The 19,004-nt window shown below is 59.9% G+C and carries 17 protein-coding genes and 1 pseudogene; 7 read left to right on the forward strand and 11 right to left on the reverse strand.

Annotated features, from left to right (window positions below; genetic code table 11):
- Positions 1-21: 21 nt before the first annotated feature.
- A pseudogene (locus tag ACZRJ6_RS06495) lies at positions 22-111 on the reverse strand (outer membrane lipoprotein carrier protein LolA); the annotation flags it as partial.
- Between the two features lie 17 nt (positions 112-128).
- On the reverse strand, positions 129-857 hold the full coding sequence (locus ACZRJ6_RS06500) for a TraX family protein (RefSeq protein ID WP_463967934.1): 729 nt from the start codon (positions 855-857) through the stop codon (positions 129-131).
- A 90-nt stretch (positions 858-947) separates the two neighbouring features.
- Between ACZRJ6_RS06500 and ACZRJ6_RS06505 the strand changes: the two genes are divergently transcribed.
- A complete protein-coding gene (locus tag ACZRJ6_RS06505; protein WP_463967840.1) occupies positions 948-1,988 on the forward strand; it encodes a threonine aldolase family protein in 1,041 nt (346 codons plus the stop codon).
- An 83-nt stretch (positions 1,989-2,071) separates the two neighbouring features.
- On the opposite strand, the gene gbcB is transcribed toward ACZRJ6_RS06505, so the two are convergent.
- Positions 2,072-3,172, reverse strand: a complete 1,101-nt coding sequence (gene gbcB / locus ACZRJ6_RS06510; RefSeq protein ID WP_463967839.1) for a glycine-betaine demethylase subunit GbcB — start codon at positions 3,170-3,172, stop codon at positions 2,072-2,074.
- 283 nt (positions 3,173-3,455) lie between these two features.
- On the opposite strand from gbcB, the gene gbcA reads away from it, so the two are divergent.
- Positions 3,456-4,751, forward strand: coding sequence for a glycine-betaine demethylase subunit GbcA (gene gbcA / locus ACZRJ6_RS06515; protein WP_463967838.1), 1,296 nt, complete (start codon positions 3,456-3,458; stop codon positions 4,749-4,751).
- Between the two features lie 856 nt (positions 4,752-5,607).
- Here the strand turns inward: gbcA and etfB are convergent.
- The 6 genes from etfB to ACZRJ6_RS06545 form a co-directional block, all read right to left on the reverse strand.
- Positions 5,608-6,378, reverse strand: a complete 771-nt coding sequence (gene etfB, locus ACZRJ6_RS06520) for an electron transfer flavoprotein subunit beta (RefSeq protein ID WP_463967837.1) — start codon at positions 6,376-6,378, stop codon at positions 5,608-5,610.
- Between the two features lie 15 nt (positions 6,379-6,393).
- The gene (etfA, locus tag ACZRJ6_RS06525; RefSeq protein ID WP_463967836.1) at positions 6,394-7,614 is read right to left on the reverse strand and encodes an electron transfer flavoprotein subunit alpha; all 1,221 of its coding nucleotides are present in this window, start codon (positions 7,612-7,614) and stop codon (positions 6,394-6,396) included.
- Positions 7,614-9,557: a dimethylglycine demethylation protein DgcB gene (gene dgcB / locus ACZRJ6_RS06530; protein WP_463967835.1), complete on the reverse strand. Its 1,944-nt coding sequence runs from the start codon at positions 9,555-9,557 to the stop codon at positions 7,614-7,616. Before dgcB ends, etfA begins: the two co-directional genes overlap by 1 nt.
- 132 nt (positions 9,558-9,689) lie before the next feature.
- The gene (dgcA, locus tag ACZRJ6_RS06535; protein ID WP_463967834.1) at positions 9,690-11,750 is read right to left on the reverse strand and encodes a dimethylglycine demethylation protein DgcA; all 2,061 of its coding nucleotides are present in this window, start codon (positions 11,748-11,750) and stop codon (positions 9,690-9,692) included.
- Positions 11,751-11,765: 15 nt separating this feature from the next.
- Positions 11,766-12,296, reverse strand: a complete 531-nt coding sequence (locus ACZRJ6_RS06540) for a DUF5943 domain-containing protein (RefSeq protein ID WP_095147211.1) — start codon at positions 12,294-12,296, stop codon at positions 11,766-11,768.
- A 64-nt stretch (positions 12,297-12,360) separates the two neighbouring features.
- Positions 12,361-13,338, reverse strand: coding sequence for a dipeptidase (locus ACZRJ6_RS06545; protein ID WP_133102352.1), 978 nt, complete (start codon positions 13,336-13,338; stop codon positions 12,361-12,363).
- A 222-nt stretch (positions 13,339-13,560) separates the two neighbouring features.
- On the opposite strand from ACZRJ6_RS06545, the gene ACZRJ6_RS06550 reads away from it, so the two are divergent.
- Positions 13,561-13,965, forward strand: coding sequence for a lysozyme inhibitor LprI family protein (locus ACZRJ6_RS06550; RefSeq protein ID WP_463967833.1), 405 nt, complete (start codon positions 13,561-13,563; stop codon positions 13,963-13,965).
- Between the two features lie 50 nt (positions 13,966-14,015).
- Here the strand turns inward: ACZRJ6_RS06550 and ACZRJ6_RS06555 are convergent, their stop codons facing one another.
- Entirely contained in the window at positions 14,016-14,978 is a 963-nt protein-coding gene (locus ACZRJ6_RS06555) for a tyrosinase family protein (protein WP_463967832.1), read from the reverse strand.
- A 106-nt stretch (positions 14,979-15,084) separates the two neighbouring features.
- Here ACZRJ6_RS06555 and ACZRJ6_RS06560 point away from each other — a divergent pair, with 106 nt between their 5' ends.
- Together ACZRJ6_RS06560 and ACZRJ6_RS06565 are read left to right on the forward strand one after the other, a co-directional pair.
- Entirely contained in the window at positions 15,085-15,330 is a 246-nt protein-coding gene (locus ACZRJ6_RS06560) for a hypothetical protein (RefSeq protein WP_463967831.1), read from the forward strand.
- A 58-nt stretch (positions 15,331-15,388) separates the two neighbouring features.
- On the forward strand, positions 15,389-15,805 hold the full coding sequence (locus tag ACZRJ6_RS06565) for a DUF3010 family protein (protein WP_463967830.1): 417 nt from the start codon (positions 15,389-15,391) through the stop codon (positions 15,803-15,805).
- 57 nt (positions 15,806-15,862) lie between these two features.
- On the opposite strand, the gene ACZRJ6_RS06570 is transcribed toward ACZRJ6_RS06565, so the two are convergent.
- Positions 15,863-16,807 (reverse strand): GlxA family transcriptional regulator, encoded by a 945-nt coding sequence (locus ACZRJ6_RS06570; protein ID WP_463967829.1) that lies wholly within the window; start codon positions 16,805-16,807, stop codon positions 15,863-15,865.
- Positions 16,808-17,015: 208 nt separating this feature from the next.
- Between ACZRJ6_RS06570 and ACZRJ6_RS06575 the strand changes: the two genes are divergently transcribed.
- Entirely contained in the window at positions 17,016-17,960 is a 945-nt protein-coding gene (locus ACZRJ6_RS06575) for a choline ABC transporter substrate-binding protein (protein WP_463967828.1), read from the forward strand.
- Positions 17,961-18,060: 100 nt separating this feature from the next.
- A complete protein-coding gene (gene cdhC, locus ACZRJ6_RS06580) occupies positions 18,061-18,948 on the forward strand; it encodes a 3-dehydrocarnitine:acetyl-CoA trimethylamine transferase CdhC (RefSeq protein WP_149413410.1) in 888 nt (295 codons plus the stop codon).
- The last annotated feature ends 56 nt before the right edge of the window (positions 18,949-19,004 follow it).

Below are 19,004 nucleotides of genomic sequence, written 5' to 3' on the forward strand. Positions count from 1 at the left end.
AATGCTATTGGGGGGCTGACAAACTGTAGGAGCGAGCTTGCTCGCGAAAAACCTGAGGGCGCCGCGTTCAATCAGGCAGCCCGCGTTATCGTTGACGTTTTTCGCGAGCAAGCTCGCTCCTACAGGGGTCAGGCGATGATCTGACGGACGAGTAATAACAGGATGAAATGCAACGGATAGAGGGCATACGCCCAGCGCCGCATGGCGGGCGGTGAGACGTGTCCGGCATGTCGCAACAGGACAAGTCCGGCCAATGGCGCAATCAGGCATGTCGCTAACCCCAGCAGCGCAACAGCAGTGCCGCTATTGAGCAGAATCTGCCATTGATTGGCCGCTAGACACACCAGCCCCGGCAGCACGCTGAAATACCACGGCCTGCGAAACACCAGCAGCATCGCCAGCGGCAGCAACACGCCAAAGAAGCCGAACATCAATTGCGTCGAGAAAACAGCCGCCAGAACAAGAGCGATCAGCGCCAATCCTCGATCCATGAGCGCCTTCTGCTGCCATCCTCGGGCAACCAGCAACCCCAGCGCCAGAGTTGGCAGCACGTTGAGAGTGTCCGCATCGACGATGAACATCCGATACGGCACCTCACTGATCACACTGAACAGCAACAACCAACCCAGATAACGCCACTGCCCCGTCACCGGCGCATTCCCGACCCGATGCAAATTCGCCGCAATCGCCAGGCAGAACCACGGGAACGCCAAGCGCCCTGGCACATACAGCCCATCCAGGTTCAAACCGACATACCGCAGGTGATCCAGCACCATGCTTAGCAGCGCCAGCCACTTGAGCAGATCGAGGGCGCCATTGCGGACGCGGCTTACAGGAATCGTTTCAGTACCGTGCATAATTCCCCAAAGACTTTGCATTAACAGTGCGTGCGCACCCTCGACAATCTTGGTTAAAGTGCGCACCAACATCGACCATAGGAACGGGCCATGACCGACAAGAGCCAACAATTCGCCAGCGACAACTATTCCGGCATCTGCCCTGAAGCCTGGGCCGCGATGGAACTGGCCAACCAGGGCCATCAGCGCGCCTATGGCGATGATGAGTGGACCCACCGCGCCGCCGACGGCTTCCGCAAACTATTCGAAACCGACTGCGAAGTATTCTTCGCCTTCAACGGCACGGCGGCCAACTCCCTGGCGCTGTCTTCACTGTGCCAGAGCTACCATAGCGTGATTTGCTCGGAAACCGCCCACGTCGAAACCGACGAATGCGGCGCGCCGGAGTTTTTCTCCAACGGTTCCAAGCTGCTCACCGCCCGCACTGAAAACGGCAAGCTGACGCCTGAGTCGATCCGCGAGATCGCCCTCAAGCGCCAGGACATCCACTATCCAAAACCACGCGTTGTGACCCTCACCCAAGCCACCGAAGTCGGCAGCGTCTACACCCCGGAAGAAATCCGCGCCATCAGCGTCACCTGCAAGGAACTGGGGCTGAACCTGCACATGGACGGCGCGCGCTTCTCCAACGCCTGCGCGTTCCTCGGCTGCTCGCCTGCAGACCTGACCTGGAAAGCCGGCGTCGACGTGCTGTGCTTTGGCGGTACCAAGAACGGCATGGCCGTGGGTGAGGCTATCCTGTTCTTCAACCACAAACTGGCCGAAGACTTCGACTATCGCTGCAAACAGGCCGGGCAACTGGCGTCGAAGATGCGCTTCCTCTCCGCGCCATGGGTCGGCCTGCTGGAAAACGACGCCTGGCTCAAACACGCCCGCCATGCCAACCACTGCGCGCAACTGCTCAGCAGCCTGGTGGCGGACATTCCTGGCGTTGAGTTGATGTTCCCGGTACAGGCCAACGGCGTGTTCCTGCAACTCTCGGAACCGGCCATCGCCGCGCTGACAGCCAAGGGCTGGCGTTTCTACACCTTTATCGGCAAGGGCGGCGCGCGGTTCATGTGCGCGTGGGATACCGAAGAAGATCGCGTGCGGGAGTTGGCGGCGGATATTCGGGAAGTGATGAGCGCCTGAAACGCTGATACACAGGGTAAAACCGGTCTCTGTGGCGAGCGAGCTTGCCCGCTCGCCACAAGAGTTTGTGCACAACTTAGCGCTTAGAACTCGATACGCACGTCGCCCTTTGGCACGCTGCAGCACGACAGGATGTAGCCTTCAGCTTCATCTTCCTCGGTGATCCCGCCGTTGTGCTCCATCTCGACTTCGCCGCCCAGCTTCATCACCTTGCAGGTCCCGCAAATCCCCATGCCGCAAGCTTTGGGGATCAGCAGGCCGAGCTTGGCCGCAGCGGCGTGAACGGTCTCGCCCGGTGCCACGCGTATGCTCTTGCCAGAAGAAATGAACTCCACCTGATGCAGATCCGCCAGGGCGATTTCCGGTGCATCCGCCGCTTGTTCGGCTTGCTCCACCGCGTCGGCCCGGGCTTCCGGTGGCGTCGCACCGAAGGATTCCTCGTGGTAGCGGCTCATGTCGAAGCCGTTGACTTCCAGCAAGCGCTTGACTGCGTTCATGTACGGCGTGGGCCCACAGCAGAAGACTTCCCGCTCCAGGAAGTCTGGCACCATCAGTTCGAGCATTTTCTGATTCAGGTAACCGCGATAGCCGGCCCAGGGCTCGCCCAATCCATGTTTTTCGCAAATCAGGTGCAGGCTGAAGTTATCGATCCGCGACGCCATGTGCTCCAGCTCGCGGTGGTAAATGATGTCTTTCGGTGAGCGGGCACTGTGGACAAACACCATGTCGACATTGGCATTGGTGTCGTAATACCAGCGCGCCATGGACATCACCGGGGTGATACCCACGCCACCGCTCAGATACAGCACTTTCGGGTTGGTGAAGTCGATGGCGTTGAACAGCCCGACCGGCCCGTGCACCGCCAGCTCCTGGCCTTCGTGCAGGGTATCGTGCAGCCAGTTGGAAACCTTGCCGCCCGGTACACGCTTGATGGTTACCGAAAAGCTATAAGGCACCGACGGTGAGCTGGAAATGGTGTAGGAGCGCATGATCGGCTGGCCGTCGATTTCCAGCTCCAGGGTGACAAACTGCCCCGGCTTGAAAAAGAACAGGATCGGCTGATCAGCCATAAAGCAGAAGGTGCGCACGTCCCAGGTTTCCTGGATGACTTTGACGCAGCGGACGATGTGCCGACCATTGGCCCAGGTCTGGGTGGTTACCGGATTCAGGAAGCTGTTGGACATGCTTGTACTCCACCGCCGATGGTCGGCCTTATGGTGGCGATTCTGCGTAACGCGCGAACCACCCATTTATCTATCTGCGACATTCACATACTTATCGCGACCAGCCCCCATACCACGGGGGTTGCACGTCGGAAACAGAGTGGGCCATGTCGCTAATGGATAAGGTTGCGGGCGCCGCCGGCCCCACACTCGCTCCACATAAAGACGCTTTCTTTACGCCTTGCGCAGCACTAACCGTAGCCACTTTCGCCGGCCACACAGAATGGCCATGAGGACACACACGATGGACGTCACCGCAACCTTAAGCTTGGGCGATCCGCTGGAACCCGCACGCAAGGCCACCGCGCTCATGCTGCAAGAGCGCGAGCGCACCTTTTCGCTGCCGCAGCCGTTTTACTCTGATGAGCGGCTGTTCGATATCGATATGCAGGAGATCTTCCAGAAAGAGTGGTTGATCGCCGGCATGACCTGCGAAATCCCCACCAAGGGCAACTACATCACCCTGCAAGTGGGCAAGAACCCGATCATCGTCATTCGCGGCGCCGACGGCGTGGTGCATGCCTTTCACAACGTCTGCCGCCATCGCGGTTCGCGCTTGTGCACCAGCGACAAGGGCAAGGTGGCCAAGCTGGTCTGCCATTACCACCAGTGGACCTATGAGCTGGACGGCCGCCTGCTGTTCGCCGGCACCGAGATGGGCGCTGACTTCGACATGAAGCAGTACGGCCTCAAGCCAGTAAGCGTGAAGACCGCAGGCGGTTATATTTTCATCAGCCTGTCGCAGAACCCACCGGCCATCGACGACTTCCTGTCGACCCTGAGCCATTACATGGAGCCCTACGACATGGAAAACACCAAGGTGGCGATTACCACCACCTTGTTCGAAAAGGCCAACTGGAAGCTGGTGCTGGAAAACAACCGCGAGTGCTACCACTGCAACGCCTCGCACCCGGAACTGTTGAAAAGCCTGCTGGAATGGGACGACGTCACCGACCCACGGGCCGACCAAGCGTTCAAGGACCACGTTGCCGCCTCGGCCGCTGCCTGGGATGCCGAGAAGATCCCTTACGCCCACGCCAGCTTCGGCTTGCGTAACCGTATCGTGCGCATGCCGCTGCTCAAGGGCACCGTGTCCATGACCCTCGACGGCAAGCAAGGCTGCAAGAAGCTGATGGGCCGCATCCAGAACCCGGACCTCGGTTCGATGCGCATCCTGCACCTGCCCCACTCGTGGAACCACTGCATGGGCGATCACATCATCGTCTTCACCGTGTGGCCGATCAGTGCCCAGGAAACCATGGTCACCACCAAGTGGATCGTCCACAAGGATGCCGTGGAAGGCGTGGACTACGACGTCGACCGCATGCGCCAGGTGTGGGACGCTACCAACGACCAGGACCGTCGCCTGGCGGAAGAGAACCAACGTGGAATCAACTCCACGGCGTACCAGCCTGGGCCGTATTCCAAGACCTATGAGTTTGGTGTGGTGAACTTTGTGGATTGGTACAGCGAGCGGATGCTGAGCAACCTGGGGGCGGCACCGGCGCCGTACTTGAAAGGCGTTGCTGTGCACGAATAAAACCGCCAAGGAGCGAGCTTGCTCGCGAAGGACTTGAGATCGCCGCGTTCACTCAGGATGCCCGCGTCATCGTTAGCGTCCATCGCGAGCAAGCTTGCTCCTACAGAAGCCCTCGCTGTACAAAATTCAACCGATAGCCTTGAAGCTCTTTACCGCCCTGCCCTCCAGCCATCCCCTAACAACTTATCCACAAAGCCACCCACAGTAATTGTGGGCAACTGCGCTGCTCTCTCGAAATAAACTCAAGAAGATCCGTGACTTATTCAAAGTTATGGATTTTATCCAATATTGATCATTTTTTGATCTAAAGCCTGAAAGCCACGGTTTATATGCACTACAGAGGAACGCGAACACCTTATCCACAGAAGCGCCAACAGACTTTGGGGGCAACTTTGGTCTATCTGTGGAAAACCGCCCACTGCCTCGAAAAATCGAGGCTTTGAGAGGAGATTCAAGCTGAAATGACGATATTGATCATATTTTGATCAGCTCACTGAAAGCCTTTATCTATATGGGCTGTAGTGGATAGCAAACATCTTATCCACAGAAGCACCAACAGACTTTGGGGGCAACTCTGCGCCGGACATTTTCCTTATCCACAGAAAAACCCAAGGAAAAACCGTCAGTTAGGTTGGTTGTTTTTCGTACATAGGGCTACAGGGCTTGATTTACATAGGGTGTGGACAACCGCGAACAGGTTATCCACAGTTGGGCCAACAGGGATTGTGGGTAAACCCACAAACCTCCTGTAGGAGCGAGCTTGCTCGCGAAGAACTTGAGAGCGCCGCGTTAGACCAGACACGCTGCATTATCGTTGACGTTTTTCGCGAGCAAGCTCGCTCCTACAGAGGAGGGCTTAGCGAACGACGCCTTCCTCGATCAGCAGCTTGAGGATGGCTTGGGCGCCGTCTTCGGGGCTGACACCCTTGAGCACCTGCCCACCGCCACCGCTGGCCTTCGCCGTCGCCGCCTTCATGCGATCTGCGCCGCTCTTGGCCTTGATCACCTTCAAGCGCTTGGGCCGAGGCTTCGCCGGTTGCAGCACGGCGGCGATGAATAACTCATCCTCCAACACCTCAACGTCGTGAGCTTCCAGCAACCCACGCTGGGCCGGGCCATAGGCACTTTGCCGTGGTTTTGGCGCAGCGTTATCCACCGTGGCCAGAAACGGCAAACGCACCTTCAGGCGCCGCCGCTGGCCACGGGGCAGCGCTTGCAGCACATGGGCCACGCCACCGTCGATGGACTCCACCTGGGCCAGGCCGACAATCAGCGGCCAGCCCAGTTGCTCGGCCAACAGGAACGGCAACATCCCGGAACCTTCACCGGTTTCCGCCTGGCTGCCGGTCAGCACCACCTGGGCGCCGGCATCGCGCAGATAATCGCTGAGGACTGGCAGTGCGTCAGCGCCAGCGGGTTGTTCCAGCACATGCAGCTGTTCCAATCCCATGCCCAGGTAGGCGCGCAGAGTGGGTTCCGCAATATCACCGGCATGCAGCACTTGCAGGTTATTTCCAGCCAGCTGCAAACCCAGTTCCACGGCGCGGGCATCCTGTTCAGCCCGGCGTGGCCGGCCTGAAGTCGGGTGGGCGCCGATAGACACCAGGCTGATTACGTTGGTCGTCATGGCCATATCCTTTGCTTAAGCCGCATCGCGCTTGGCGCCATTGCGGTAGGCCTCGACCGCTGCGATCAAGGCTTGCAGAATCGCGGCGCTTTCGCCGATCACCGACAGGTCGGCACGCTTGATCATGTCGCAACCGGGGTCAAGGTTGATCGCCACCACCTTGTCGCAGGCACCGATGCCTTGCAGGTGCTGGATCGCCCCGGAGATCCCCACGGCCACGTACACCCGCGCAGTGACCCAAGTGCCGCTGGCGCCAACCTGGCGATCACGGGCCATAAAGCCGTCGTCCACCGCCACCCGCGACGCGCCTTCGGTAGCGCCCAGGGCAGCTGCGGCCTGGTGGAACAGCGCCCAATCCTTGACCCCGTTGCCACCGGAGAAAATAAATTCTGCCTCAGCCATGGGAATCGCTGCCGGGTCCACCGCCACCGCGCCAAGATCGTCGATACGCGGCAGGCTGCGCGCCAGGCTTGTGGATAACTCCACGGGCAATACTTCGTGACGTGTTTCGCTGACGGGTTCGGCGCACTCCACTGCGGCCAAAATCATTCGTGGCAGTGGTCTCACCAGGTCTTCCTGACCAGCTCCGGAGCGGCCGATACACTCCTGGCCCTTGATCTGCCACACCCGCGTTGCCGGACGTTCCTTGAGGCTCGCGGCAAACCGTCGGCCCAGTTCACCGCCACCGGTTCGGCTGTCAGGCAGCAACCAATGGCGCGGGTTGAACTGGTTATCCACAGCCCGCAGGCCCTGGACCCTTTGCTCCGGTGAATAACCGTCGAACTCATGACCTTCCAGCACCAGCAGTCGGTCGACACCCGCTGTGGCAAAGGCGTTTTCCTTATGTTCGCCAAACACCACCGCCAACACCGCACCGTCGTTGCCGGCCAACTGCCGGGCCAGGCCCAGCAAGTCACGGTCGTGACTGCTCAAGCGGCCGCCGACCATATCCGGCACCACGTTGATGTAGAACGCAGGTGCAGCCACCTGATGCAGCGGCAATTGCACTTGCGCCGCCGCCGAACGCTTGGCCGCGCCGCCTTGCTGGGCACCACTGCGGTCGATGCGTTTGATGCCGTTGGGGCCGATAAACCCGACGCCATGCACGTTCTTGCGGATGACGCCGTTGGGCCCCATCCAACTGTGTTGTACCGGCTGCATCGCCGCATGCAGCGGGTGCAGACGGTTGCGGGCGATCCATTCGGCCCGTGGGTCGCGGCGAATAATGTCGCTCATCAATGCACCTCCACGGGTTCGCGCTTGATCGGTGATTTGGCAGGCGCAGCGTCTTCCAGCAAGGCGTCGGCCACCAGCTCGGCGATGTCTTTGATCAATGGGCGAGGTTCGACGACACCTTCAAGCATCGCAGTGCACTGTGGACAACCCACGGCCACCAGCTCGGCGCCGGTTTCGCGGATGTCTTCCATGCGCATATCGGGAATCCGCTGTTTGCCGGGAATATCAGTAATCGGCGCACCGCCACCGCCACCGCAGCAACGGGAGCGGAAGCCAGAGCGTTGCATTTCCTTGACCTCGATCCCCAGCGCCCGCAGCACTTGGCGCGGCGCCTCGTATTCGCCGTTGTAACGGCCCAAATAGCACGGGTCGTGATAGGTCACGCTGTTGCCTTTGTGCTGGCCCAGATTGAGGGCGCCAGCATCGATCAACTCGGCCATATAGGTGCTGTGGTGCTGGACGAGGTAGTTGCCATCGAAGGCGCCGTATTCGTTTTTCAGCACATGGAAACTGTGGGGGTCGCAGGTGACGATGCGCTTGAAGCTGTATTTAGCCAGGGTCTGGATATTGCGCGCGGCCAACAGCTGGAAAGTCGCTTCATCGCCCAGACGACGGGCCACATCGCCGCTGTCGCGCTCTTCGAGGCCCAGCACGGCGAAGTCGACCTTGGCCGCTTTCAGCACTTTGACGAAGGCGCGCAAGGTGCGCTGGTTGCGCATATCGAAAGCACCGTCGCCGACCCAAAACAGCACGTCGGTGGTTTTCTTGTCGCTGAGCAGCGGCAGGTTCAAATCCGCCGCCCAGTTCATCCGCCCACCAGGGGCAAAGCCGCCAGGGTTGTCGGTGGCAATCAGGTTTTCCAGAACTTCGGCGCCCTTGTTCGGCGTCGCGCCCTTTTCCAGGGTGAGGTAGCGGCGCATGTCGACGATGGCGTCCACGTGCTCGATCATCATCGGGCACTCTTCCACGCAGGCGCGGCAAGTGGTGCAGGACCATAGGGTCTCGGCGTCCACCAGGCCATTGACGATCGGTTGATGGGGGTTGCCGCTGTGTTCGCCTACTGGCTTGCCTGGGTACGGGCTGCCGGCGAACTTCGCGTCGGTGCCGCCGGCCAGGCCGACGACCATGTCCTGGATGAGTTTTTTCGGGTTCAACGGTTGGCCGGCGGCGAACGCCGGGCAAGCGGCTTCGCACTTGCCGCACTGCACGCAGGCATCGAAACCCAGCAGCTGGTTCCAGGTGAAATCCTTGGGTTTTTCCACGCCCAGCGGCGCGGTTTTGTCGGTCAGATCCAAAGGCTTCAAGCCAGTGGAACGGCCACCGCCAAAGCGTTCGGCGCGACGGTGCCAAGCCAGGTGCAAGGCACCGGCGAAGGCATGTTTCATCGGCCCGCCCCAGGTCATGCCGAAGAACATTTCCGACACGCCCCACAGCACGCCCAGGCCGAGCAGCGCCGCCAGCAGCCAGCCGCCGAAATCGACAGGCAGAATCCCGGCCACTGGCAGGGTCACCAGGAAGAAGCTCACCGAGAACGCCATCAGGCTTTTCGGCAAGCGCATCCACGGGCCTTTCGACAGGCGCGATGGCGGGTTGCGACGGCGCAGGTAGACAAAGCTCGCGCCGACGAACATCAGCACCGAGGCCAGCAACAAGGCGTAGCCGAGGATGCGGTTATGCAGGCCGAAACCATGCACCAGGATCGCCAGCAGCGCCGACAGCACAAAGCCCAAGGCTGTGGCGACGTGGGTGTTGGCGATGTACTTATCGCGGGCGACCACGTGGTGCAGGTCGACCATGTAGCGCTTGGGCATGGCCAGCAGGCCGCCGATCAAGTCGACCTTGGACGAACGGCCGCGTCGCCACATGTTCACCCGGCGCAAGGCGCCAAGGACGGCAAGGCCCAGGGCAGCAAAGAGCAGGATGGGAAGAAGGGTGTTCAACATGGTGAAGCTCCCGCAAGGGTCTTGTAGGAGCGAGCTTGCTCGCGAAAAACCTGAGAACGCCGCGTTAAGTCAGACTTCCCGCGTCATCGTTCACGACCTTCGCGAGCAAGCTCGCTCCTACAGGGAGGTTGCCTAGAAATCCTTGCACAGGCGCAGGGCATCGTAGATGGCGGCGTGGGTATTACGCTGGGCCACACAGTCACCAATGCGGAACAGCAAGTACCCCTCACCCGCCTCGCTCAGGCACGGTTGCGGCTTGATCGCGAACAAGGCTTCGATGTCCATCTGGCCCTTGTTGCGCGAACCTGGCTTGAGTGCGTAGTAGATTTCTTCATCCGGGCGCACGCCGTTCTCGACCACCACCTGATCGACCACCCGCTCTTCCTTGGCGCCGGTGTATTCGTTCTCCAGTACCGCCACCAGCTTGTCGCCCTCGCGGTAGACCTTTTCCAGCATCATGTCGCCGGTCATGATCACTTCCTTGGGGTATATGCTGCGGTAGTAAGTCGGGAACGACGTACCACCGACGGCCACGCCCGGCTTGATATCGTCAGTGACAATCTCCACCTGGCTGCCCTTGTCGGCCAAGAAGTCCGCCACCGACAGGCCGGTGAACTCGCAAATGGTGTCGTACACCAGCACGTTCTTGCCCGGCGCTACCTTGCCGTCGAGCACATCCCAACTGCTGACTACCAAGCCTTCGGCTGCGCCCCAATGTTCGTTCTGCTCCAGAAACGGATGACCGCCAACCGCCAGCACCACCACGTCCGGATGCAGGTCGAGGATGGTCGCCGCATCCGCCGCCACGCCCAGGCGCAGGTCGACGTTCAGCCGCGCCAGTTCCAGCTGGAACCAGCGGGTGATCCCGGCAATCTGGTCCCGTTGCGGCGCTTTCGAGGCAGTGGTGATTTGCCCGCCGATAAATTCTTTCTTCTCGATCAGGGTTACATCGTGGCCACGTTCAGCAGCAACGCGGGCGGCTTCCATCCCGGCAGGACCGGCACCGACTACCACCACTTTGCGTTTCACTCCGGTGGATTTTTCGATGATATGCGGCACGCCCATGTATTCACGGGAAGTGGCGGCGTTCTGGATGCACAGCACGTCCAGGCCCTGATATTGGCGGTCGATGCAGTAGTTGGCGCCGACGCACTGTTTGATCTGGTCGATCTGGCCCATCTTGATCTTGGCGATCAAATGCGGGTCGGCGATGTGGGCGCGGGTCATGCCGACCATGTCCACGTAGCCGCCTTCCAGGATGCGGGTCGCCTGGTTCGGGTCCTTGATGTTTTGCGCGTGCAGCACTGGGGCCTTGACCACTTCCTTGATCCCGGCCGCCAAGTGCAGGAATGGCTCCGGTGGATAACTCATGTTGGGGATAACGTTGGCCAGGGTGTTGTGGGTGTCGCAGCCCGAGCCGACCACACCGATAAAGTCGAGCATGCCGGTGTCGTCGTAGTACTTGGCGATCTGTTTCATGTCCTCGTGGGACAGGCCATCCGGGTGGAATTCATCGCCGCACAAACGGATGCCGACGCAGAAATCCGGCCCTACTTCAGCGCGCACAGCCTTCAATACTTCAAGGCCGAAGCGCATGCGATTTTCAAAGCTGCCGCCCCATTCGTCGGTGCGCTTGTTGACCCGTGGGCTCCAGAACTGGTCGATCATGTGCTGGTGCACTGCCGACAGTTCCACGCCGTCCAGGCCACCGGCCTTGGCCCGTGCCGCAGCGCTGGCGTAGTTGCCGATCACTCGCCAGATTTCTTCCGGCTCGATAGTTTTGCAGGTGGCGCGGTGCACCGGTTCACGGATGCCTGACGGCGACAGCAGCGTCGGCCAATGCTCGCCATCCCAGCGCGAGCGACGGCCCATGTGGGTAATCTGGATCATGATCTTGGCGCCATGCTTGTGCATGGCATCGGCCAGGTTCTGGAAGTGCGGAATGATCCGGTCATCGGCCAGGTTCACCGATTTCCACCAGCCTTGCGGGCTGTCGATGGCGACACTGGAAGAACCGCCGCAGATCGCCAGGCCGATCCCGCCCTTGGCTTTCTCTTCGTAATACTTCACATAGCGGTCGGTGGTCATGCCGCCGTCGGTGGCATACACCTCGGCGTGGGCGGTACTGAGCACGCGGTTGCGGATGGTCAGTTTGCCGATCTGGATCGGCGCAAACATTGCTTCGAAAGCCATGGCAGGGTCCTCGACTTACAACGGCTTGACGGTGAACAGGCCGTCGTCGTGGCCCTCTTCGGAGCCGCCGTAGACCTGTTCCGCCACGGTGCGAACCTTGCTGCCGCGCGCTTGCAGGATCTGGTCCATGGCGCCGGCAAACCAGCCAGTGAACATGTAGTCGACCTTGCGCCCGACCTTGCCGTACACGTAGACGAATGCCGAGTGCTCGAGCTTGACGCTGGCGGTGCCTTTGTCGAGGTCGATGTCCTGGATCTTGAACAGGCCCCAGCCGCGTTGCGACAGGCGCTTCATGTAGTGCTCGAACACTGCGACGCCTTCCAGTCCGTGGCATTCAGCTTCTTTTTCACACCAGTGCCAGGCAGATTTGTAGCCGGCCTTGTAGAGAATTTCAGCGTAAGCGTCAGCGCCCAGAACTTCTTCGATGCCCATGTGGTTGTTGACGAAAAAGTGCCGTGGCACGTAGAGCATCGGCAGGGCGTCAGAGGTCCAGACACCGGTTTCGCTGTCGACTTCGATAGGCAATTGAGGGGCGATCTTGGCCATGGAAACTTAACTCCAGAAAATTCGTTGTGTTGTCGTGCTACGGGATCGTTGTTTAGAGGTGGGCTTATTCGCCCCAGACATCCTTGAGGACGCTGACCCAGTTCTCGCCCATGATCTTGCGCACCACGCGCTCAGGATGGCCGCGCTTGAGCAATGTCTCGGTCAGGTTGGGGAACTCGCCCACGGTGCGGATGCCCAGCGGGTTGATGATCTTGCCGAAGCTGGTCAGACGGCGGGCGTAGCCCTTGTCATGGGTCAGCATTTCAAAGAAATCCTGGCCATGACCCTGGGTGAAGTCGGTGCCAATACCGATGGCGTCTTCGCCGACGATGTTCATGGTGTATTCGATGGCTTCGGCGTAGTCGTCGATGGTCGAATCAATGCCCTTGGCCAGGAACGGCGCAAACATGGTCACGCCAACAAAGCCGCCGTGGTCGGCAATAAACTTGAGTTCTTCATCGGACTTGTTGCGCGGGTGCTCTTTAAGGCCCGACGGCAGGCAGTGGGAGTAGCACACCGGTTTTTTCGATTCGAGGATGACCTCTTCGGAAGTCTTGGAACCAACGTGGGACAGGTCGCACATGATGCCGACGCGGTTCATCTCGGCGACGATCTCGCGACCAAAACCCGACAGGCCGCCGTCGCGCTCGTAGCAGCCGGTGCCCACCAGATTCTGGGTGTTGTAGCACATCTGCACCACGCCAACGCCCAGCTGCTTGAAGATCTCGACGTAGCCGAGTTGGTCTTCAAAGGCATGGGCGTTCTGGAAGCCGAAAATGATGCCGGTCTTGCCCTGTTCCTTGGCGCGGCGGATATCGGCGGTGGTTTTCACCGGGATCACCAGGTCGCTGTTCTCGCGGATCAGGGTCTGGCTGGCGACGATGTTGTTGATTGTGGCCTGGAAGCCTTCCCACACCGATACTGTGCAGTTGGCGGCGGTCAGGCCGCCCTTGCGCATGTCTTCGAACAGGTCGCGGTTCCACTTGGCAATGATCAGCCCGTCGATAACGATGCTGTCGGCGTGCAGTTCGGCTGGGCTCATCAGGCTGTCCCCTTTTTGGCGATTCATGCGCCGAATCGTCTGCCGGCGCTTTGGGGCCAGCATATGCCCAGGGGCTGACGGAGCCGGGTGCAAAAACGACAGGGGAATTGCCGAAAGCGTCAATCCACGACAAAGGGTGCTATGACATGTCTGACTGGCGACTGTTCTTTGTCTTACGCTTGAGCCAGAATTCCCCGCATCACCTGATTATGAGACGGCGCAATGAAATCGATTTTCCTGGCTTTGGCACTCATCGCAACCGGCGTGCAGGCGGCAGAAGACCCCGACAGCACGCCCTGCGACGGCATAGAAAACGACCAGCAAACCCTGGAATGCGCCACCTACAACAAAACCACCGCCGAGCAACTGCTCAAGGACAACTACCAAAGCCTGCTGGAGGAGCGCATGCGTCCTCTCTATGGCAGCGACAAGGCAAAACTGGCCGACATCACCGCCCGCCTTGCCGACGCCCAGCAAAAATGGCAGAAGCTGCGGGACGCCGATTGCGCGGTGGACACCTTCCCGGCCGTGCCTGGGACCAAGGCTTATGCCATTGCGCAGAATGACTGCCTGGCGCGGATGAGCGACCAACGGTCGGAGTTTTTGGAGTCGATTGGGCAGGAATAAGGAACGTTCCCGCGCCGGAATACGGGAACGATCAACTGCCTGCAATGACCTTATGCCATGAAAGGCGATTTGAACGGGCTGCGCGTCGTCGAGCGAGCCGGCGCATATTCATAACCCAAGACGGCGATGTCCATGACATCGCGAATACGTCGATCCCACGGCTTCAGCACATCCTCGTAATTGTGGCCCTCGGGGCCATCGCGCATCGGTGTGTAATGCGGCGCCCACTGTGGTTTATCCAGCAGCATCTGCGCCTGCCAGTTCGCCCAGACCTTGTCGATAAAACAATGGTGCAGGAAAAACACCGGGTCTTCCGGTGAGGTCATTGCCAGCATGTTGCCACCGATCCACAAATGAATACGGTTATGCAGTTGGGAACCTGGTGTGGTGACTTGCGGGTCACCGCGCTGGGTCACCCAGCCTTCCAGGCGATTTCTGAAACCTCGGGTGTAAGGACCGGAGTCGTAAGGTGGTGCGTCATACAAACCTTCACGCATGGCCATGGCCAGGTCGGCCGGCGTCGGAAGCGAGGTAACAAGCTGGGCAAACTGGCGCTTGAGACCGGGCTCCGGGAGGCCGTCCTCCGGATATGCAGGGACGTGCCATTTATCGTATTGATGGGCAAACGCGCCCGTTTGGACCCGCCAGTGATCGTCAGGGTCACCGTCTCCCCCCATAAAGTTCTGCGACCAAACCGGTGAGTTCAGGGGGTCGTCGGCATCCTCAGTCCAGTCCCAGTAAGGCAAGGTGACGCTGGCATTGATGGCGCGCAAATCGGCTTCAAACTGCATCAGCATTTCCCGGTGCCAAGGCAAGAACGCTGGTCCCAGGTGAGCCCCATTACGGTAATCAGGGTCTTGAGGTTCATCCGGATGGACAGTCGGCACCATGACTGCATGATGCCAGTGAACATACTTGTCATACCCACCGTTAGCCTTGAGGGCCAGAACGCTATTGATGAAGGTCAATCGCTCCTGAGTGGTCAGCGAGCGGATGTTTTTCCTGATGACCATTGCACAACTCCCTTGGCAAAAAATGGGTTCGGAACTACGAGATAGATCCTCAGGCCAATCTAAGTGGCAATTTACAAAGAGGTCTACTGTCAGAAATAACAGTCTGGTGCTACTTTCTGACCAACACGGTGTCTCGCTAAGCTATCTCTACGTATTCTTCGGCATTGCCGCGATCAGCGGCGGCTACACCTCGGCGATGCACCTGGGCGTAGCCTTGGGCGCCGCGCTGGGTGGTGTGGTGATTGCCAAGGGCAGCCTGGAAATGACGCCGTTGGTGGGCGCGCTAATGACGGCACGGGCCCTGGCGGCTGCGTGCCTGAGCCTGATGGCAGGCGCCCGTCGAAAGCTTTGACCCTGATCCCAAGGTGCGCGACCATTCGCGGCCTCTCCACCCTTTCCAAGGCGACTCCATGAACATCTGCGGCATCGAAATCAAAGGCAGCGAAGCCATCATCGCCGTCGCCTCCCTGGACAGCCAAACACTGAACCACATCGCCCTGGCCACCAAAAAAATCGCCCTCGAAGACGACGATGAAGCGGCCAACGTCAAAACCTTTGCCACCCAAGTGGCCGCGTTTATCCACGACAACGGTATCACCCGCATCGCCATCAAGAAGCGCAGCAAGAAAGGCGAATTCGCCGGCGGCCCGACCACCTTCAAGATTGAAGGCATATTTCAGCTGCTGGAAGGCTGCGAGGTGACATTACTGTCGCCGCAGACTATCAACGCGCAAAACAAGAAACACGATTTCGCCCTGCCAGCGACGCTGAACAAGTATCAGCATGAAGCGTTTAAGGCAGCGTGTTCGGCGCTGGTGAAGAAGTAAGACTGAGCAGTTTTATAGTCAATTATGGTCGTCGCTCTAATTGACTATAAATTGCGGTCAAACCACCTCCCGTCGTCGATCCTCTCTCGGACACTTGGCAAATCGCGCCCGGTAACTTCGAGTGAAATACGACGGTGACTCAAAGCCGCAGGCAATGCTCACTTCCAGCACGCTCATGTCCGTCTGGCGAAGCAACTGCCGGGCCTTTTCCAGGCGCAGGCCCAGGTAAAAGTTGCTCGGCGTGTCGTTGAGGTGCAACCGAAACAGCCGCTCCAACTGCCGCCGCGTGACCTTGATCGCCTCCGCCAGCGCCAACGTACTCAGCGGCGGCTCGGTGTGCTGTTCCATCTCACCAATCACCTGCACCAGTTTCTTGTTGTTGATGCCGTAGCGCGTGGCGATCTGCATGCGCTGGTGGTCTTTGCGTGGGCGGATGCGGCCCAGTACGAACTGCTCGGACACCTGGATCGCCAGCTCCGGACCGTGGGCCTGGCTGATCAGGTCGAGCATCAGGTCGATAGAGGCGGTACCGCCCGCCGAGGTGATGCGTCGGCGGTCGATTTCGAACAGTTCCTGAGTCACCGTCAGCTGTGGATAGGACTCCTTGAAGGCGTCGATGGCTTCCCAGTGCAGGGTCAGGCGGTGGCCGTCGAGCAGACCTGCTTCGGCCAGGACAAAACTGCCGGTGTCGATGGCGCCAAGGCTCACGCCATCGTGGTCGAGACGGCGCAGCCAATATTCCAGGGCGGGCGTGGCGAACTTCAGCGGTTCGAAACCGGCCACCACCAGCAGGGTTGAACCCTTCTTCAGCGGTTCCAGCGCCGCGTCAGCATTGACCGACATGCCGTTGCTCGCCAGCACCGCGCCGCCATCCGCGCTCAGCACATGCCAACGGTACAGCTCACCACGAAAGCGATTGGCCACGCGCAACGGTTCGATGGCAGAAATAAAGCCGATGGCGGAGAAACCCGGCATCAGCAAAAAGTAGAAATCCTGGGACATGGAGCGCTCTCGTAGGACGGGCCGCGTGGGCACTGTGATACCCCAGTTCAATGGGTCATTCAAGCGGACAGGTCGCTGCAGTGCAAGAGCGGGTCGCCGCCGTGCGTTTTGTTTGCCCTCAAGCTGCGTAGCTTAAAACTGCACAACTTAGCTGCACGGCGCACAAAGACGCCGGAACCCACAATAACGACCTGCCGAGGGATGCACCATGAACCGATTGATCAGCCGCTGTGTGCTTACACTCAGCGCCAGCGCCATCTTGAGCACCAACGTCATGGCAGCCGATGCGGCTTCTTGCCAGAACGTGCGCATGGGCGTGGTGAACTGGACCGACGTAATCGCCACCAGCGCCATGACCCAAGTATTGCTCGACGGCCTCGGCTACAAGACCAAACAGACCAGCGCGTCCCAGCAAATCATCTTCGCCGGAATCCGCGATCAGCGCCTGGATATGTTCCTCGGCTACTGGAACCCGCTGATGACCCAGACCATCACCCCGTTTGTCGACGCCAAGCAGGTCAAGGTCCTTGATGCGCCGAGCCTCAAGGACGCCCGCGCCACCCTGGCGGTGCCGACCTACCTGGCCGACAAGGGCCTGAAAACCTTCGCCGATATCGCCAGGTTCGAAAAAGAATTGGGCGGCAAGCTCTATGGCATAGAACCCGGTTCAGGTGCCAACACCCAGATCAAGGCGATGATCGCCAAGAACCAATTTGGCCTGGGCAAATTCCAGCTGGTGGAGTCCAGCGAGGCCGGCATGCTTGCCGCAGTGGATCGCGCCGTGCGTCGCAATGAAGCCGTGGTGTTTTTCGGCTGGGCGCCGCACCCGATGAACGTCAACGTCAAGATGACTTACCTCACCGGCAGCGACGACGCCCTGGGCCCGAACGAGGGCATGGCCACAGTGTGGACCGTCACCTCGCCCACCTACGCCCAACAATGCCCCAACGTTAGCCGTCTGCTGAGCAACCTGACGTACACCGCCGAAGACGAGAGCCGGATGATGCAGCCGTTGCTCGATCACAAGGACGCTTTCGAATCGGCCAAACAGTGGCTCAAGGATCACCCGCAAGACCAGCAGCGCTGGCTGGAAGGGGTGACCACCTTCGACGGCAAACCGGCTGCCGCCAACCTGCAATTGACCAGCAAATAACCTTTTTTGAATCACCGTTTCGCAGCCGCCTTTGGCTGCGAACGGCATCACTACACCTTGAAACCACGCCTATAAATCACGCCTGCAAGGAATCCGTCTCATGAACCACGACGTCATCATCACCTGCGCTCTCACCGGTGCTGGCGACACGACCGCCAGAAGTCCACACGTGCCGGTCACACCCAAACAAATCGCTGCTGCGGCCGTGGAAGCCGCCAAGGCCGGCGCCACCGTCGTGCACTGCCACGTGCGTGATCCGCAAACCGGCAAGTTCAGCCGTGACGTGGCGCTGTACCGCGAAGTGATGGAGCGCATTCGCGAGGCGGACGTCGACATTATCGTCAACCTCACCGCCGGCATGGGCGGCGACCTGGAAATCGGTGGCGGCGAGAACCCCATGGAGTTCGGCCCCAACACTGATCTGGTCGGGCCGCTGACACGTCTGGCCCACGTTGAAGCGCTGCTGCCGGAAATCTGCACCCTGGACTGCGGCACCCTGAACTTCGGCGACGGCGACACCATTTACGTCTCCACCCCCGCGCAGTTGCGGGCTGGCGCAAAACGCATTCAAGAGCTGGGCGTGAAGGCCGAGCTGGAAATCTTCGACACCGGACACCTGTGGTTTGCCAAACAGATGATCAAGGAAGGCTTGCTCGATAACCCGCTGTTCCAGCTGTGCCTGGGCATTCCGTGGGGAGCACCGGCGGATACCACCACCATGAAAGCCATGGTCGATAACCTGCCGGCTGACGCGGTGTGGGCCGGGTTTGGTATCGGCCGCATGCAGATGCCGATGGCGGCGCAAGCGGTGCTGCTGGGTGGCAACGTGCGGGTCGGCCTGGAAGACAATCTGTGGCTGGACAAAGGCGTGCTGGCCACCAATGGGCAGTTGGTGGAACGCGCCAGCGAGATCCTCAGCCGACTGGGCGCGCGGGTCATGACCCCGGCAGAAGGCCGGATCAAGATGGGTTTGACCAAGCGCGGCTAATCACGATCACAGCCTCATCCTGTAGGCGTCCCCCTCGCGCCTACAGGAATTACCCT

The organism is Pseudomonas sp. C321 (assembly GCF_055407105.1).

What these genes read in the sequence shown, in the direction of transcription:
- ACZRJ6_RS06500 (WP_463967934.1), bottom strand. Translation starts at nt 857, where the DNA reads ATGCACGGTACTGAAACGATTCCTGTAAGCCGCGTCCGCAATGGCGCC.
- ACZRJ6_RS06505 (WP_463967840.1), top strand. Translation starts at nt 948, where the DNA reads ATGACCGACAAGAGCCAACAATTCGCCAGCGACAACTATTCCGGCATC.
- gbcB (WP_463967839.1), bottom strand. Translation starts at nt 3,172, where the DNA reads ATGTCCAACAGCTTCCTGAATCCGGTAACCACCCAGACCTGGGCCAAT.
- gbcA (WP_463967838.1), top strand. Translation starts at nt 3,456, where the DNA reads ATGGACGTCACCGCAACCTTAAGCTTGGGCGATCCGCTGGAACCCGCA.
- etfB (WP_463967837.1), bottom strand. Translation starts at nt 6,378, where the DNA reads ATGACGACCAACGTAATCAGCCTGGTGTCTATCGGCGCCCACCCGACT.
- etfA (WP_463967836.1), bottom strand. Translation starts at nt 7,614, where the DNA reads ATGAGCGACATTATTCGCCGCGACCCACGGGCCGAATGGATCGCCCGC.
- dgcB (WP_463967835.1), bottom strand. Translation starts at nt 9,557, where the DNA reads ATGTTGAACACCCTTCTTCCCATCCTGCTCTTTGCTGCCCTGGGCCTT.
- dgcA (WP_463967834.1), bottom strand. Translation starts at nt 11,750, where the DNA reads ATGGCTTTCGAAGCAATGTTTGCGCCGATCCAGATCGGCAAACTGACC.
- ACZRJ6_RS06540 (WP_095147211.1), bottom strand. Translation starts at nt 12,296, where the DNA reads ATGGCCAAGATCGCCCCTCAATTGCCTATCGAAGTCGACAGCGAAACC.
- ACZRJ6_RS06545 (WP_133102352.1), bottom strand. Translation starts at nt 13,338, where the DNA reads ATGAGCCCAGCCGAACTGCACGCCGACAGCATCGTTATCGACGGGCTG.
- ACZRJ6_RS06550 (WP_463967833.1), top strand. Translation starts at nt 13,561, where the DNA reads ATGAAATCGATTTTCCTGGCTTTGGCACTCATCGCAACCGGCGTGCAG.
- ACZRJ6_RS06555 (WP_463967832.1), bottom strand. Translation starts at nt 14,978, where the DNA reads ATGGTCATCAGGAAAAACATCCGCTCGCTGACCACTCAGGAGCGATTG.
- ACZRJ6_RS06565 (WP_463967830.1), top strand. Translation starts at nt 15,389, where the DNA reads ATGAACATCTGCGGCATCGAAATCAAAGGCAGCGAAGCCATCATCGCC.
- ACZRJ6_RS06570 (WP_463967829.1), bottom strand. Translation starts at nt 16,807, where the DNA reads ATGTCCCAGGATTTCTACTTTTTGCTGATGCCGGGTTTCTCCGCCATC.
- ACZRJ6_RS06575 (WP_463967828.1), top strand. Translation starts at nt 17,016, where the DNA reads ATGAACCGATTGATCAGCCGCTGTGTGCTTACACTCAGCGCCAGCGCC.
- cdhC (WP_149413410.1), top strand. Translation starts at nt 18,061, where the DNA reads ATGAACCACGACGTCATCATCACCTGCGCTCTCACCGGTGCTGGCGAC.